General features: G+C 40.9%; 14 protein-coding genes and 1 riboswitch. Of the genes, 5 read left to right on the top strand and 9 right to left on the bottom strand.

Translation table 11 applies throughout. From position 1 onward, the window contains the following. Positions 1-15: 15 nt before the first annotated feature. The 5 genes from thiQ to mpl form a co-directional block, all read right to left on the bottom strand. Positions 16-723, bottom strand: coding sequence for a thiamine ABC transporter ATP-binding protein (gene thiQ / locus AACW90_RS19505; RefSeq protein WP_390237846.1), 708 nt, complete (start codon positions 721-723; stop codon positions 16-18). Next, positions 707-2302 carry a thiamine/thiamine pyrophosphate ABC transporter permease ThiP gene (gene thiP / locus AACW90_RS19500; protein ID WP_390237965.1) on the bottom strand — a complete coding sequence of 532 codons (1596 nt, stop codon included), beginning with the start codon at positions 2300-2302 and terminating at the stop codon, positions 707-709. Before thiP ends, thiQ begins: the two co-directional genes overlap by 17 nt. 86 nt (positions 2303-2388) lie before the next feature. After that, positions 2389-3384: a thiamine ABC transporter substrate binding subunit gene (gene thiB / locus AACW90_RS19495; RefSeq protein ID WP_390237844.1), complete on the bottom strand. Its 996-nt coding sequence runs from the start codon at positions 3382-3384 to the stop codon at positions 2389-2391. Positions 3385-3431: 47 nt separating this feature from the next. Beyond that, a riboswitch (TPP riboswitch) is annotated at positions 3432-3560 on the bottom strand. Positions 3561-3635: 75 nt separating this feature from the next. Then, the gene (locus AACW90_RS19490) at positions 3636-4253 is read right to left on the bottom strand and encodes a flavin prenyltransferase UbiX (protein WP_390237842.1); all 618 of its coding nucleotides are present in this window, start codon (positions 4251-4253) and stop codon (positions 3636-3638) included. A 49-nt stretch (positions 4254-4302) separates the two neighbouring features. Next, complete coding sequence (gene mpl / locus AACW90_RS19485) at positions 4303-5664, bottom strand: UDP-N-acetylmuramate:L-alanyl-gamma-D-glutamyl-meso-diaminopimelate ligase (RefSeq protein WP_390237838.1); 1362 nt, start codon at positions 5662-5664, stop codon at positions 4303-4305. 261 nt (positions 5665-5925) lie between these two features. Here mpl and fbp point away from each other — a divergent pair, with 261 nt between their 5' ends. Then, entirely contained in the window at positions 5926-6939 is a 1014-nt protein-coding gene (gene fbp, locus AACW90_RS19480) for a class 1 fructose-bisphosphatase (protein WP_390237835.1), read from the top strand. A gap of 85 nt (positions 6940-7024) precedes the next feature. Here fbp and AACW90_RS19475 read toward each other — a convergent pair whose 3' ends face one another. The 3 genes from AACW90_RS19475 to tamA are packed head-to-tail and all read right to left on the bottom strand — an operon-like array spanning position 7025 to position 12859. Beyond that, a complete protein-coding gene (locus AACW90_RS19475; RefSeq protein ID WP_390237832.1) occupies positions 7025-7375 on the bottom strand; it encodes a gamma-glutamylcyclotransferase family protein in 351 nt (116 codons plus the stop codon). A 10-nt stretch (positions 7376-7385) separates the two neighbouring features. Then, positions 7386-11150 carry an autotransporter assembly complex protein TamB gene (gene tamB / locus AACW90_RS19470; protein ID WP_390237828.1) on the bottom strand — a complete coding sequence of 1255 codons (3765 nt, stop codon included), beginning with the start codon at positions 11148-11150 and terminating at the stop codon, positions 7386-7388. After that, positions 11147-12859 (bottom strand): autotransporter assembly complex protein TamA, encoded by a 1713-nt coding sequence (tamA, locus tag AACW90_RS19465; protein WP_390237963.1) that lies wholly within the window; start codon positions 12857-12859, stop codon positions 11147-11149. Before tamA ends, tamB begins: the two co-directional genes overlap by 4 nt. A gap of 253 nt (positions 12860-13112) precedes the next feature. Here tamA and msrA point away from each other — a divergent pair, with 253 nt between their 5' ends. Then, positions 13113-13745, top strand: coding sequence for a peptide-methionine (S)-S-oxide reductase MsrA (gene msrA / locus AACW90_RS19460; RefSeq protein WP_390237825.1), 633 nt, complete (start codon positions 13113-13115; stop codon positions 13743-13745). A gap of 43 nt (positions 13746-13788) precedes the next feature. On the opposite strand, the gene AACW90_RS19455 is transcribed toward msrA, so the two are convergent. Next, the gene (locus AACW90_RS19455) at positions 13789-13998 is read right to left on the bottom strand and encodes a DUF1107 family protein (protein WP_390237823.1); all 210 of its coding nucleotides are present in this window, start codon (positions 13996-13998) and stop codon (positions 13789-13791) included. 264 nt (positions 13999-14262) lie between these two features. On the opposite strand from AACW90_RS19455, the gene AACW90_RS19450 reads away from it, so the two are divergent. The 3 genes from AACW90_RS19450 to zrgA all read left to right on the top strand — a co-directional run bounded on the left by AACW90_RS19450 (position 14263) and on the right by zrgA (position 15993). Next, positions 14263-14814, top strand: coding sequence for a YtfJ family protein (locus tag AACW90_RS19450; protein ID WP_390237820.1), 552 nt, complete (start codon positions 14263-14265; stop codon positions 14812-14814). 155 nt (positions 14815-14969) lie between these two features. Then, positions 14970-15281 (top strand): DUF2607 family protein, encoded by a 312-nt coding sequence (locus tag AACW90_RS19445; RefSeq protein ID WP_390237818.1) that lies wholly within the window; start codon positions 14970-14972, stop codon positions 15279-15281. Between the two features lie 61 nt (positions 15282-15342). Continuing rightward, positions 15343-15993, top strand: a complete 651-nt coding sequence (zrgA, locus tag AACW90_RS19440) for a zinc uptake protein ZrgA (protein WP_390237815.1) — start codon at positions 15343-15345, stop codon at positions 15991-15993. Positions 15994-16011: the final 18 nt, after the last annotated feature.

The following is a 16011-nucleotide window of genomic DNA, read 5'->3' as shown; positions in this document are numbered from 1 at the left end:
GTTCAAACGATTAGGTCAACTTGTACCCGCTTTTACAAACGCACGTAATTTTTCGTTGCTGTGTTGAGCACTTAATTGAATGATGGGCTCATGAATGAGTGCTTTATACTCATCGACAAAGAGGAAATCTGTCGCTATCGCTTTCGCATCACTAATATGATGCGTCACCATCACTACGGTAATCTGTCTATCACCCGCAAGGCGTTTAACGAGCATCAACATTTCTTCTCTTAAGATAGGGTCGAGAGCCGAAAACGGTTCATCTAACAACCAAATACGGTGTGGTTGAACAAAACAACGTGCTAATGCTACACGCTGCTTCTGACCACCGGAGAGTTTTTCTGGTGTTCGATCTAATAGCTCATCCATGCCGACCTGTTTAGCCGCATCAATCACCTGATCTTTTTGTGTCACCGTTAGCTTTAAACCAGGATGCAACCCTAAGCCAATATTTTCTCTAACCGTTAGATGGCTAAACAAATTGTGTTCTTGGAATAGCATGGCGAAAGGCCTTAAATGGGGCTCTTTGTTAAGCAAAGAGGCATCATTAACCGATATGTTTCCACTTTCTGGATGGATAAACCCTGCAATAAGGGCCAGTAAGGTTGATTTCCCAGAGCCACTAGGCCCCATAAGCGCGACAATGCGGCCATCTTCAAGCATAAAATCAAACTTAAAAACTTCTTTATGATAGCGATATTGAACATTAGCGACGTGGAGCATACGTTTTCCCAAATACCTTTTCGACTAAAGTGAAACTGCCTACGCTTAATAGCAATAACGTTAAGGATACCACCGCTGCTGCTTCCATTTGATAACTACCTAATAGTTGAAAAAGATACAGAGGCAAGGTTCTAAAATCTTGGCTGCCAAACAGAGCTATTGCACTAAGATCACCCATAGAGAGCATGAAACTTATCGCAAATGCTTGTGCTATCGGTTTTTGTAATCCTCTCCATTCTATCAATAAAAATCGACGCCAACCTTTCATTCCCAAACTCATGGTGAGAAATTGATACTGTTGCAATATCTGAAAGAATGGTTGGGACAATGTTTTAATTACATATGGCAACGCCATCAAACTATTAACAGCAACCACAATAAAAAATGCGAGGCTATACACATCGGTTATTTTTCTAAGCAGTAAAAACAACCCTGTACTGATTACCAAACCGGGCGTAACGAGAATTATGGTACCAATAAGTTCGATACCATTCGCATAATTAGAAAGGCCCTTACTTCTCCATATTCGACTTGTTTGAAGTATCGCGACACCAATAAACAGAGCGATGACACTCGCCGAACAAGCAATACTTAATGAAGCCTTAACCGCTTGCCAAAATCGGTCATCTTGAAGCACTTGCCACAGTTTTGAATTCAATCCGCTCAGTACCACCATCATCAACGGTGGTAAGACGATAAATGACGCAAAGGCTATCCAACTGCAATCCCATAATTTTGCGCGGTTATTGTCTTTAGTAAAGATGATCGGGTGCTGATTGGATTGCATAGTTAAAATATTTGGCTTACTTATTTTTTGTATCGATAGCGATAACAAACCGCACAATAACATCTGCCATATTGCTAATAACGCACCAGCCTGCAAGTCAAAATCAAATTTAATAGCTTGGTATATCGCTAACTCTATTGTCGTTGATTTTGGCCCACCACCCAACGCCATAACGGTAGCAAAACTCGTAAAACAGAGCATGAATACTAAACCACAAACATGAGGTAACTGTTGTCGCAACCTTGGCCATTCTACCCACTTAAATTTGTACCAATGACTCATACCGAGGTGAGAACAGAGCTTATGTTGTTCAGGAGGAATACCTTCTAAAGAGAGAAGCAATAAACGACTAGCATAAGGTAAATTAAAGAATACATGCGCGAGCAATATGCCATTTAGGCCATATATTGAAAAGGGTAATTCAACGTCCCATTTATTGAGCCACGTCGCCAATAAACCGCTATTTCCATAAATGGCTAACAGACCGAAAACGCCCACAAGAACAGGTAAAACAAGTGTGCTTGAAAATAACTTTAATAGAAACGATTTACCCATGAAATTCCGTCTTGATAGCGAGTGCGCTACGGGTATAGCTAAACCAACACTGAGCAGCGTTGACAAAAAAGCTTGGTAAAAACTAAATTTGGTGACATGTAGATAGTAAGGGTCAGACACTACCTGAGTAAGATCGAGATGGGGCGCGTATGAAATAAGCGCCCCAAATGCCGAGGTGACAAAGACCACGATAAACACAGCAATAACAATGCCTAACTTCGGCGTTTTATTCATAATTCAGGGCACTCGGACACTACAGTCTCTATTGAAAATTCAGCTTATACCAATCAGGGGAATCAATTACAAACATGTCTGATTGAGTATTATTGGACTAACGCTGATTGCCATTCTCTTATCCAGTTTTTGCGCATTTTAGACACTTCATCAGAAGAATATGAAAGTGCTTTTTCCGGAACCGTCAGCGTCTCAAAACCTTCAGGCAGTGGAACATTCGTCACTGGGTACATCCAGTTACCTGTTGGCATTGCTGATTGGAATTCGTTACTTAGAATAAAGCTCATAAACTCGTCAGCGAGCTTAGGATTTTGGGAACCTTTCACTTTTGCAGCGACTTCAGTTTGCATGTAATGCCCTTCATTAAAAATAGCCGCGGCATATTTTGCATCATTTTCAGCAATTAAATGATAGGCAGGAGAAGTGGTGTAAGACAGAACAAGGTCCGCTTCTCCCTTCAAAAACATCGAATACGATTCAGACCAGCCTTTGGTCACGGTCACGGTTTTTTTAGACAGTATTTCCCACGCTTTACTAACGTCATCACCATACACAGACTTCATCCAAAGTAATAAACCTTGTCCAGGTGTAGAAGTACGTGGATCTTGATATATCACTTTTAAATCATCACGTTGTTCAACAAGTTCTTTTAAGCTCTTAGGTGGGTTTTGTAGATTATCTTTGTTATATACAAAAGCAAAATAACCGTAATCAAAAGGAACAAATATACTGTCTGACCACCCCTTAGGCAGTGTTGTTGTAGAGGTATCTACGCTATGTTCTGTTAACAACCCTGTCTTTTTTGCTTCCGTCATTAAATTCGTATCTAACCCTAAAATGATGTCCGCTTTACTGTTGCTATCTTCTAGACGTAAACGATTAAGAATAGACACCCCATCATCTAATGCGACAAACTCTAAGTCACAACCACATTGAGCTTCAAAGGCTTTTTCAATTTTTGGGCCTGGGCCCCAATCGGCGGCAAAAGAATCATAGGTGTATACCGTCAGTTTATCGGCGGCAAAAGTAGAAAATGAAAGGATTACTGTTAATATTGAAGCTAAGGTTGAAATAGTGTATTTCACTGGACGCTCTCCATGTTTTGAGCGGCACAGGCTTGAGGGAGGACTTTTGATTTATCCCGCTCAATTCCTACGCCAGTATTATCTGGTTCAGGTGTACGGGTTCTAAGGAAAACTTAATCTCAGCCCAATAGTTGATTATTTTAAAAAATAACTATTGAGCACCCCGATGAGTCGACAGTGATTGTATACGTAATGTTATGAAGATACTAGCCACGAGAACAGATGCTTATCCGCCATGTTAACAAGCCAATTTATCGATTGTCATATCCCCAACGCGCAACGAGTTTTTGCTCTATATCGAGATGATCTAATATTCTTGCCACCATAAAATCCACCAAATCGTCGATAGTTTTAGGTTGATGATAGAACCCCGGAGCCGCTGGCATAATAGTCACACCCATCTGAGAAAGCTTATGCATATTCTCTAAATGCAATGTAGAAAAAGGGGTTTCTCTAACAACCAACAATAGCTGACCGCGTTCTTTCATAACCACATCTGCGGCTCGTTCTATGAGGTTGTCCGACATGCCATGAGCAATGGCAGCCACACTACCTGCAGAACAGGGGCAAACCACCATTTTTTTAGGTGCGGCACTGCCTGAGGCAACGGGAGAAAACCAGTCTTCTTTACCACACACTTCTAATCGTTCAGGTTTGCAGTTCAGTTGTTTAATCAGCACCGCTTTGGCCGCTTCAGGACCACTCGGTAACTTTAGATTGTGTTCGGTTGCCATCACAACACGAGCCGCTGAAGAAATGAGCAGGTAAACCTTATAATCTGCCGCTAGCAGGCATTCTAGCAACCGTAAACCATAAGGTGCACCAGAGGCGCCAGTAAATGCCAAGGTAATTGTTTTTTCTTTAATCATCTACATTCTCTGTATTGTTAAAATGTTTACTATTTCGGTTGGATAAAATCTATTTACTCTTAGCCAATCCATCTAACAACCTATCGTGAATATCGTCAAAGCCACCATTACTCATCACGAGTATTTGATCGCCCTCCGCTGCCTCTTGCAAAATCTCAGCAACAAACACGTCTATATTATCACTCACAAAAGCAGGTTGAGCACAGTGTTTGGCAATGTCTTCTACTGACCATTTTAAGTTATTTGGCTGATACAGGTATACAGAGTCAGCTTTAGATAACGACGTCGCGAGCGTTTCTTTATGGATACCCATCTTCATCGTTGCTGAGCGAGGTTCCAATACCGCAATTATTTTTTTCTTCCCCACCTTATTACGCAACCCATCCAGTGTCAGTTCTATCGCGGTAGGGTGATGAGCAAAATCGTCATAAACCGTGACACCTGCAACTTCACCTTTTAGTTCAAGTCGTCTTTTGGTATTAATGAACGACGCTAAAGATTCGCAAGCCAGATCAGCAGTAACACCGACATGTCTTGCTGCTGCCACCGCCATCAATGCATTACTAACATTATGATCACCAACCAAATCCCACTTAACCGTACCAACTAATTCGCTTCGAAAAAAAACATTGAATTCGCTGCCATCTTTTTTAATTTTCTCTGTTTTCCAATCACAAGATTCATCTCCGATCAGCTCTTGTTCACTCCAGCACCCCCTTTTCAATACATCTTGAAGCGCCAATTCGGATTTAGGGGAGAATATTCGACCATTGCTCGGGATTGTTCGTACTAAGTGATGAAATTGTTTCTTAATTGCCTCAAGATCATCAAAAATATCGGCATGATCGAACTCGAGGTTGTTCATTACTAAGGTGCGAGGGTGGTAGTGAATGAATTTTGAGCGTTTATCGAAAAATGCACTGTCATATTCATCAGCCTCAACGACAAAGAACATACTGTTTCCTAGACGCGCAGATACCCCAAAATTCCCTAAAACACCACCCACAAGGAAACCTGGCTCGTAACCACAATCTTCAAGTATCCATGACAACATGCTTGCTGTTGTTGTTTTTCCATGGGTACCGGAGACGGCTAATACCCATCTATCATGGAGAAGAAACTCTTTTAACCACTGTGGACCAGACGTATATTTTAGATTGTGATCAAGGACATGCTCTACACACGGGTTCCCCCTACTCATGGCATTACCAATTACAACAAGATCAGGGTTGGATTTTAGTTGTGAGGGGTCAAAACCCTCAATAATTTCTATACCTTGAGATTCAAGTAACGTACTCATGGGTGGATACACATTTGCGTCGCTCCCTGTTACTTTATGCCCCAGTTGACGAGCTAACACCGCCGCGCCCCCCATAAAGGTTCCACAAATCCCCAAAATATGAATGTGCATTTTATTTTTCCTAAGCTTGCTTGTTTGACTGCACTAATGTGATCGATCTATCAGAGATAAGCAATCATTCGACTCAGTTGCAGATAATATGTGATACGTAGTTGAAACAATCTGTATATCAAGTAGTTACTTCATTACCAATAAAAAGTTTAATGCCATACAATTGAACCTGTTGCAACGAACATATAATAATGAATTAGCGCTATAAGTCATTGTAACGAAAAAGCCCTCTAAATCATCAGAAAACGTTAAGGATATAACATGTCTGAATTTCGCACACTTGGCGAATTTATAGTAGAGAAACAAAGTGACTTCCCCCACGCTAGTGGAGAACTATCTTCATTATTAGCCTCAATTCGCCTTGCAGCAAAAATCGTAAACCGTGAAATCAATAAAGCAGGACTTGTTGATATAACCGGCTCGGTTGGTGCTGAGAATATACAGGGTGAAGAACAACAAAAGCTGGATTTATACGCGAATGAAAAATTCAAAGCGGCACTCGAAGCTCGTGATCAAGTGTGCGGAGTGGCAAGCGAAGAAGAAGATGAAACCGTTGCATTTAATAAAGAGCTAAACAAAAACGCAAAATATGTGCTCTTAATGGATCCGCTGGATGGATCATCTAATATCGATGTCAATGTTTCCGTCGGTACGATTTTCTCAATTTACCGCCGCGTTTCACCCGTTGGCACACCACCAACGCAAGAAGACTTTTTACAACCGGGTGACAAACAAGTTGCCGCAGGTTATGTGATATACGGTTCATCAACCATGTTAGTGTACACAACGGGTAATGGTGTGCATGGTTTTACCTATGACCCTTCCATCGGTTCTTTCTGCTTATCTCATGAAAGTTTAATCACCCCTGAAACTGGCTCTATTTATTCCATCAACGAAGGCAACTATATTCGTTTCCCGCAAGGGGTTAAAAAGTATATAAAATATTGCCAAGAGAGTGTACCTGAAGAGAATCGACCTTATACTTCGCGCTATATTGGCTCGTTAGTTGCTGATTTTCATAGAAACTTACTAAAAGGCGGGATCTACTTATATCCGAGCACAGAAAGTCATCCTAATGGTAAGCTTCGCCTTCTTTATGAATGTAATCCTATGGCATTCATCATTGAACAAGCCGGTGGCATAGCGTCTGACGGTAAAAATCGAATCATGGAGCTGAAACCAACCGAGTTACACCAACGTGTACCTTTCTTTGTTGGATCGAAAGCGATGGTCAATAAAGTGGAACAGTTTATTGACCAGTATCCCAACGAATAACGTTTTATCTTCATAAGAAAAGCCGCTTATCGTCAAAAATAAGCGGCTTTTCTTTTTACCTTATCGACCCAAACACCTTCTAAAATTACTTATTTCGATACAACCAGTTGCCTGATGTTATCGCTTCATCAAGTGGACTCACTTCTTGATAAAGATAAATCCACGCCGATCCATAAGGCGTATCTATAGGGTCTCGTCTATAGTCAATTGGAACATTTTCGAGACGATCTAATCGCTGTAGAACATCATCATCAACACTATACACTTCACCTAACACCTTACAATTGCCCTGCGTGACGCCTGGAGAGGAGCCGTAATTGAACAATTGATAGTTCGGTTCAGTTTCAAAAAAACCAAGGTACTCACACTCACTAAGTACGTGATGATTAGATTCACCTTTACGCAACGTTCCGTAAACAAAAACCAGATGTCGCATGTATTACTCCCTAATCAAATTCAAATTGATATAACAGATCAACGGCACTATCCATTCCTGACACCGCTTCCAAATATAAATCGGTGACTAATTTATACCTAACTGTGAATTCCCCAAATGAGTCAAATATACCGACCCCATATTTCACTTGTAGTTCTGGAGTCAGATAACCACTGACCGTCACCTGAGATTCTTCTCCAGATCCAGCGGTGTCCAACTGCAGATCAGACACGCCAAAAGTTTCACCAATTTGTCCTACTAACTGCCCACTCTTAGCCAAACTTAGTCCAATTAAGGCCGTTGTCATACTACTGCCACCAGCCGCACCATCAAGATCTTGTCCTCTCAATAAGTAGGACAAAGCATTCTGTTGCGGCATAGATGGTTTAGAGTAAACCTCTATTGCTGGCTCGTTTGCCGGGCCAGTTACTCGAATACCCGCCACGACATCATCTTGCGTGTTGTCTGGGTTTCGTACCGCATCAATAGCAAGGTAAGGTTGATCTGCCGGCCCGTTCATCAACACTTTCCCTTCAACAATGATTAAGTCTTGTCCAAAAGATCGATAAGCGCCATTGACGACCTCAATCTCTCCAACAATAAATGGCCCTTTATCTTTTTGGGTTACATTCAGTTTGCCGACGAGTTCGCCCTTTAAACCAAAGGCCGCCAATTTAAAGTCATCGCCAATATGGATATTTACGTTTGTTTCCACCTCGATAGGAAGCGCTGTACTTGCTTCTTCAGGCTGAAGGTTTTTATTCAAAATTACTTCATCGGAAGAGACGCCTATTGCACTAGGCGGCAGTTCTTCAACCGTAATATTTCCCCAGGGTAGATAAATATCGCCTTCAATAATTGCTCGTTTAGGGGTAATGGCGATCTGCATGTCTGGCTTTATTTTTACTTGAACGATCGGTGGAAGAGTGACATTCAGCTCTTCGGCAAACACTTTCACATTGGTCGACCAAGCGGATAAATCTTCCCAGTTTGCGTCTCCATCAAGTTGTAACACACCGTCAGGTGTTTCGATATCCGCATTTAACCGCGCATTATAGCCAGAGAAATCGATGGCGATGATCCCATTATTAACTTCAACAGGTGCGATATCACCTTGAGCAATAATGTCACCGATGACAAATTTGCCATTAACTTTTGGATGTTTAACTGGACCTGAAATTCTTATATCGGAATTTATATCCGCATTTACCTTGCTGTACTCTCCCACCAAAGGCTGAATCATATCTAAATTAATATTATCTAAAATAATCTGAGCATCCAATCCTTGATGTGTAGCTTGAACATCTGGTACTTTCAGGTTTCCTTTAATATCCCCATTATTTGCAAGATCAAAAAGCCAATCGACCGCAAGGCTATCCTTGTGTAACTGAGCATTGAGTACAATGGATTCCCAAGCTAATACTATGGGTTGTTCTATCTGTTGTGTTAGCTTTCCTTTAGGTAATGAGACCTTAAATTCAGCATCTGGTTTTTTATTGGGCCCCCAACTTGCCCATGCTTCAGCATTGAATTCCCCATCGATAATGGTCCCTTTAGGGATAAACATATCAAGTTGACTAAACACAAAACTTTGAACTTCAAGATGCGCTTCACCTGACTGTCCCGCAACGAGATCTTTACTTAGACAAACCTCCGAGTTAGCTTGTGTCCAGCAATGGGCTTGGACATTGGCAACTTGACTATCGACAAGAAAACTAACCGCAACAGGATGGTCTAGAGACCAAGGGCCTTGCACCGTAGACAGTTCCGCTTTATCTAGTGTGCCCTTCCAAGTTAATTCAGGCTTTTCATGCAAACCACCAGCAATATGAATATTCGATTTTAGTAAATCAGACAGCACATCAAGACTAAGTTGGTGTTTTTTTTGCGAACCAAAAAATGAAAGATCAATCGAGTCTATTGTCTTATTTTCATACACAACGTTACTTATCTTAAGGTCAAGCTCGCCAGCAGGTGCTGGTAATGGTGCTAAATTACTGGAAAGAGTAATATTAGAAATAGTCGCAATATCTAGATACGCGATTTTTTCTGCAGAAAGATCGGTGCGAATTTCAGGTGTCTTAAGTTCACCACGTAATGCAATTTGACCATTAATACTGCCTTTAAAGTCAGGAAGTGATTTTTCAATATCCGGAAAATTAATACTTGTATCCATTGCCCACTTTTTATCGAGTTGCCCTGAAATATTTAATCCATTAGGCCCATGCTTGACGACAAGTCCACTTGTCATCACTTTGAGATCACCTGATCCCTTTGCATCGCTCGCGAGTAATTCACCTTCAATAGTAAGAGGGTATTCTCTAATTATTCCTTCAATATCCAAAAGCGGTAATTCAACCTGCCACCCCCCTGATTCAAATAACTCTCCAGTGGTCGTTAATGATCCGTTAACGACACCTTCTGCTTGCTCCCACTCCAATCCCGGTTGAATATTTGACAAGCCCAATTTGGCTTGCCAATTAACCGGGGATTGCCAGTTGGCCATGACTTGACCAGAAACCTCCCCGCCGAGAGTTTTAAGTAGAATAGATTCAAGCTCCACTTGTTCTAAATTGCCTTCGCCTTTTACTGCAAGGTCGAGAGGTGGGATACCTTTTCCGTCGGCAACGGTCGCGATATCTAATTGGTAGCCCTTTAATGAACCATTGGATTTAATATGGTCAACATCCACGGTGTAATCAGCGACCCCAGTTAATGGCCATTGCACGTGACCGGCAGTTAATTCGATATCAAAAGGTAATTCAGGATCAAGCGATTCAATTCGCCCATTTAACCGCGCTTCAATTACGCCGGTAAGCTGCGCATCAAGTTGTAGTTCTGCTACGCTCCCTTTTGCTATTAATACGAGATTTTGCCCTTTTAGCTCCGTCTGCTTGACCAACGCCGATGCGTCCAAAACTAGCGGATAGCCATCTTTCAATTCAATTTCTGACTTCAATTCAATATCAGCTTGTGGCGTATCTAACGTAAGTTGTTTTACATTAACCGCGTAGCCTTGTGCATGCGTGGATAACCCAAGATGATTTACTATAACGGGCGTTTCACCTTTTACGCTAAAACGAAATAAGTCAAATCTCTCCAGATCAATCTCTAAAGGAATCAACACATCGGGTAGCATAATTGACTGCTTGGTTTGATCAGTATTGGCAACATCTTTTGGTTCTGATGCTTTATCAGCAACCTCAGCCAATTCAACGCTAACGTCCTCAAAGATAGTGGGATGGATGGTTAACTTACTACCACTCATCTCTATTTGACTGGTGAAGGTTTGCCAATTGATTTTATTTCCCAAAATATCTAGGTCGATATCAGACAGCGATAGATTGCGAACATAAATGGGGACTGGTAGTCGGATTTCAGTTAAAGGTTCTGATGATTCAGAAGGGCGTTCTTCACTCGCGGGTGGCAATCCAGTTAAAGCCAAGTCTAGACCATCAATTTTCAACTGTTCAACGCAAACCGACGGCGTAAGAAAACAGCTAGGCGTAATAGCCAAAGTAATTTCTCTACTTTTTGCTTCGATATAAAACTCGTCCGACTTATAGGAGATATCAAACAGAGAGAATTCAGGTAACAACGCCCCTTCACTCTTCATAATCTCCAATTTAGGCAAGGCTTTCTGAGCCCCCCAAATAACAGCATTGAGGCCACTATTGGTAAACAGGAGCCCCAATAAAAGCAACAAAATAAGTAAAATCAGGCCTATAACACCAAATAAAGATCTTACTATCCATTTAGTCACTATCTTCGTCATAACTCTGGTCCCAACGCAAAGTGAACGCGGAACTGATCACCGCTTTCTTCAGCCAGTCCCCAAGCTAAATCAAGTCGAATTGGTCCAACAGGGGATGCCCATCGAACACCAAAACCAGTACCAATTTTAGCCTCTGGTGTAGCAGACCATGCATCACCAGCATCGACGAACGCCGCTAACCACCAATCACCTTTAATTCTATATTGATATTCAAGTGTACTCGTTGCCATGTATTTAGCCCCAATAAGAGCTCCAGTATCATCTGTAGGAGAAATAGATTCATAATCGTAACCACGCAGATTATTATCGCCACCAGCAAAAAAACGAATAGAAGGAGGAAGGTCAAGAATGTTATCGACAAAGTTTGCCGCTAAATCGACACGAGCGATGCCCCGATGATTGCTTCCCAAGCTATTAATCCAAGTTGAACGGGTCTGAATGCGCAGCATTCGTGCTCTTGATATCACGCTGTCATCAGACAATTCAAAACTCACCGAATACTTATTACCAAACTTAGGCATTGAGCCACCAGAGCTTTTCGTCTTTGAAAAGGAAACACCTGGAATCGCCATTTTTATATCGTCATTTTGAGAGCCTTGAGTAAAGTCTTCATGTAGATACTTTAAAAAAAGGTTTCTATGCCAACCATTTTCCAACTGCCAATGCCGTTCAACAACAGTGCTCACCTCTAAGCTATCTGTATCAAGTTTATCTTCATACTTCATACCATATTGAATCCGATAATATTCGTTAAGCACGTCCTCTAAAGGAATCTTATAGCCTAAAACAATCGTTTGCTCTGGAGAAGAGAGCGATAAGCTTGAATCAAAACTGTGTCCGTACGTGTTAACCCATGGTTTATTCCACTTCAATGTCCCCCTAACGCCAACATCCGTAGAATAACCTATACCCGTTTCTATCTTATTCTTCGATTGCGGAGTTAGAGATACTTCCATTGGTAGCAATTGATTTTCTTCCACATTTTTCAAATCTGGTTTGACAAAAACGGAAGAGAACCACTCTGTATTTGATAGACGTTGATTAAGCAAACCAACATCGGAAGCTAAGTATGGTTTACCTTCTTCATAAGGTATCAGAGAGCGCACTTTATCTTCTTCTATTTGGCTGCCCACAATAATGGTTTTTCCAAAATTATACCGAACGCCACTATCATAATGTAATCGTATAAAAGCTTGATTAAGCTCAGGTGCAACCTCTAATGCCGTCTTTGTAAAATCTCCATCAAAATACCCTTTTGACAAGGCTAAATTTCGGATACTCTTTTTTAGTGCGTCGTATTTACTATGATCTAATATCGATTGCTCTACCAAGCCAGACTTCGCAATCAATGATAGAAAATCTGGATCTTGTTTCGCTCCGCCCTCTAATTCAATGTCGACAACGTCAATCAATACAGGCTCACCTTTTGCAACTTTAGCCGTCAAGGTTTCCTCATTTTCAGAGATAATAAAAGTGATTTCAGGTTGATAATAACCAAGTGCTTTAAGTGCGGTGATAATAGTATCTCGAAGGCGAGACTGAAAGCGAAGCGATGTAGAGTAATCCTCTTCGGCGATTGCAGCGACATATACATTCGTATTCTCTTCAAGAGTCCCTTCTAACCCTTCAATATTTAAAGCAATGCTTGCCCATGCCCCCTTGCTTAATAGCAACAACATAGACAGAACAACGGTCAACTTTTTTATTATTTTAATAGTTTGAAACACAGACTGAAACGAACCTTATCGCGGTGATATATCCTTATGAACAAAGCTTAACCCATAATGAATCAACCTTATACACATGTGTTATCAAGATGTCATATTATGTGTATTATTAGTGAAATATCACATAAGTCTTTTGTTATATAAGCATTTGTTTCTGATTAGCTGATATCGATATAAGCAGAAGAAGACAATCCTTTATACTCAATCCATTAAGACTGGAAAAGGACCGAATATCATGTTCAACAAACAGAAAGTAGTGACAAGTGAAACCGCATTAAAAGGACGTTCGACACCGATATCCATCACCGAAAAACACGTTGTAAACGATACCGACATCACCGCTCCAGTACCTAAAGGTTATGAAGAAATAGTGCTAGGACTTGGATGTTTTTGGGGCGCCGAACGTTTATTTTGGTCACTGGAAGGGGTTCATTCGACGTCTGTAGGATACAGTGGCGGCCACACTGAGAACCCAACTTATGAAGAGGTATGCACGGGCAAAACAGGTCATACTGAGGCTGTGCGAATCATATTCAATCCTAGTATCATCAAACTATCACAACTTCTCAATTATTTTTGGGAGAAACACGACCCGACTCAAGGCATGCGTCAGGGAAATGATCTCGGCAGCCAATACCGCTCTGCAATTTACACGTTTAATAACGAGCAATTTAAGATAGCCAAAGAGAGCGAAGCGCAATACCAATCTGCATTAGATGAACAACAAAAAGGTCAGATCACAACGGAAATAGCAGTGGCCAACATATACTATTTTGCAGAAACCTATCATCAACAATATTTAGCAAGAAATCCAAACGGATACTGTGGATTAGGCGGAACAGGTGTCTGTTTCCCACCAAACGTATAGCCTAATTTTTTATGCGCTAGACGGATATTCAGAAAGCCCACATTTACACCACGGCAATAGTAAGGTTATCGATAGTGAAGTTCACTTCTTTCATTATCGATAGTTTTTTCTTATCCGTTAAATCAGGAAGTAATACTCTCCCGCTATCGAAATAAAATACGCCAACACCTTCAATTGAAAACTCCCCCTTAAAAAGGTTTTTTACAAAACGGGCCACTTGAAGTGGGCGATAGGTGGAAAAAATTCGAGTCATAATAGGCAACATTCCCTTCATCAATACCAAACCCGTCGTGGTAAATCTTTACAACATTCCCTGACAGCTAAACACAATGAATAATTAACTCAGAATAACACGCAACTTTAGAACCAAGTTCAAGAAAATCGTCACCTTTTTTTACTTTTTCAACTACGCTATGTATACCTAGCTAAACGCCATTCTTAAGAATGACCCGTTTATTTCTAGGAGGATAAACCCCAAAATTAATAAGGGGTTAAGCTAAAATAAAAGGAATATAAAATGAAAGGAAAGTCTCTCACTGCATTGATACTGTGCACCTCACCAATATTGGGCTTCGCGCACACTATTACCTTAGAGCAAACCGTACCTAATGTTGCCATTGTGGAACACGGCGAACTTTTTGTTGAAAATAAAGATATCGCTTATAGAGAGTGGAACAGCACCCAACTCCCCAATAAAGTTAGAGTTATTCAAGCTATTGCGGGGCGAAAAAGCGCTAAAAAAATGAACGCGGATTTGATGGCGGCAATAACCGCATCAAAATTTCCGGCAGATCGCTATCAAACAACCACCATTATCAACCAAGATGATGCGATGTGGGGTACCGGTTCATTTGTAAAATCATCCGCTGAAGACAGTAAGACCGAGTTCCCATGGTCTTCTATTGTTCTGGACAAAAATGGGACGGTCGCGAAATCTTGGCAACTACAAGAAGAGAGTTCAGCCATTATTGTGTTAGATAAAGAAGGAAAAGCTCTCTTTATAAAGGAAGGGACATTAGTAAAAGACGAGATAACTCAAGTACTTAATATTATTTCTGCTAGCTTGTAATCTCTTGTTCATCTTTTTATGAAAAAATGGCGCTATTGCGTCATTTTTTCATGACCGATAAATTTCAATCATTAATGACAATTATTCACATTTGTCTTGCAGAGTAATTGTTATATTATTACATTTAATGTCCTAGCATCCATTTTGTATCAATTATGAACGCACAGTTTGTTGGTTATACTCGCCTTACCGTAAAAAGGTTAACCTCATTTGTCTTAGTACTTGTACTATGGACCGGCTTTGCATTCATTGAACATCAACTAGATATTGATAAAGCACATCACGAACATCATCATTGCCAGCTTTTTTCTCACGCAATTCATGGTGTGTCATCTGCATTACCTGTTTTACCCGTTATCATTCAAAAACCATTTCAAATAGACATTGATTCTATCGCGGCGGCTTTTCGAACCCTACCGATAGAGAAAGCACGAGCACCACCGAAGTCCTCAATTCACTCATCGTAAATAGATAACCTGAACTCAGGCTAACTATATTTAATTATTTTCAAATTGAGGTTTTTCAACCATGACACACATATTCAAATTATCACTATTATCGACACTCGTTTTAGCTGTATCCGCACAAGCCGAAGAAGGTTTTCGCCAACATGAGGCTCACATACATGGCCACGTTGAGTTTAATATGGCGCAAGAAGGCAGCGAATTATTAGTAGAGATTACCGCTCCGGGCTCTGATATTGTCGGCTTTGAACATGCACCGGCAGACGAACAACAACATCAACTGATTGAACAAGCAGAGCAAACCTTAAAAAAAGCGGAAAGTATTTTGCTTATCTCTCAAGATGCTAATTGCCGTGTAGAACATATTAATGTGACCAACACATTGGAAAGCGAGGAGCAACATGCCGAGCATGAAGGTGATGAACATGATGGGCATGAAGGTGATGAGCATGATGGGCATGAAGGTGATGAGCATGATGGGCATGAAGGTGATGAGCATGATGGGCATGATGGGCATGAGCATGAAGAAAGTGGGCATGGCCAATTCACCGTAGAATATCATTTTGAATGCAGTGATATAACTAAGCTACATCAGGTGAAAACGACGTGGTTTGAGCACTTTCCTAAAACGGATAAAATTAGTGTCAATTTATTAACGGATACTAGCCAAAAAGCGTTAGAACTTAACAGTAACCACACTCTTATTCAGTTTTAGCTTATAGGTGGCTACATC

The organism is Vibrio frigidus, from assembly GCF_042465995.1.
Taxonomy (GTDB): domain Bacteria; phylum Pseudomonadota; class Gammaproteobacteria; order Enterobacterales; family Vibrionaceae; genus Vibrio.
This window is presented reverse-complemented; position numbering and strand designations above follow the sequence as displayed.

Coding starts and splice junctions, on each gene's coding strand:
- thiQ (WP_390237846.1), bottom strand. CDS start 723: ATGCTCCACGTCGCTAATGTTCAATATCGCTATCATAAAGAAGTTTTT.
- AACW90_RS19490 (WP_390237842.1), bottom strand. CDS start 4,253: ATGATTAAAGAAAAAACAATTACCTTGGCATTTACTGGCGCCTCTGGT.
- mpl (WP_390237838.1), bottom strand. CDS start 5,664: ATGCACATTCATATTTTGGGGATTTGTGGAACCTTTATGGGGGGCGCG.
- fbp (WP_390237835.1), top strand. CDS start 5,926: ATGTCTGAATTTCGCACACTTGGCGAATTTATAGTAGAGAAACAAAGT.
- AACW90_RS19475 (WP_390237832.1), bottom strand. CDS start 7,375: ATGCGACATCTGGTTTTTGTTTACGGAACGTTGCGTAAAGGTGAATCT.
- tamB (WP_390237828.1), bottom strand. CDS start 11,150: ATGACGAAGATAGTGACTAAATGGATAGTAAGATCTTTATTTGGTGTT.
- msrA (WP_390237825.1), top strand. CDS start 13,113: ATGTTCAACAAACAGAAAGTAGTGACAAGTGAAACCGCATTAAAAGGA.
- AACW90_RS19455 (WP_390237823.1), bottom strand. CDS start 13,998: ATGACTCGAATTTTTTCCACCTATCGCCCACTTCAAGTGGCCCGTTTT.
- AACW90_RS19450 (WP_390237820.1), top strand. CDS start 14,263: ATGAAAGGAAAGTCTCTCACTGCATTGATACTGTGCACCTCACCAATA.
- AACW90_RS19445 (WP_390237818.1), top strand. CDS start 14,970: ATGAACGCACAGTTTGTTGGTTATACTCGCCTTACCGTAAAAAGGTTA.
- zrgA (WP_390237815.1), top strand. CDS start 15,343: ATGACACACATATTCAAATTATCACTATTATCGACACTCGTTTTAGCT.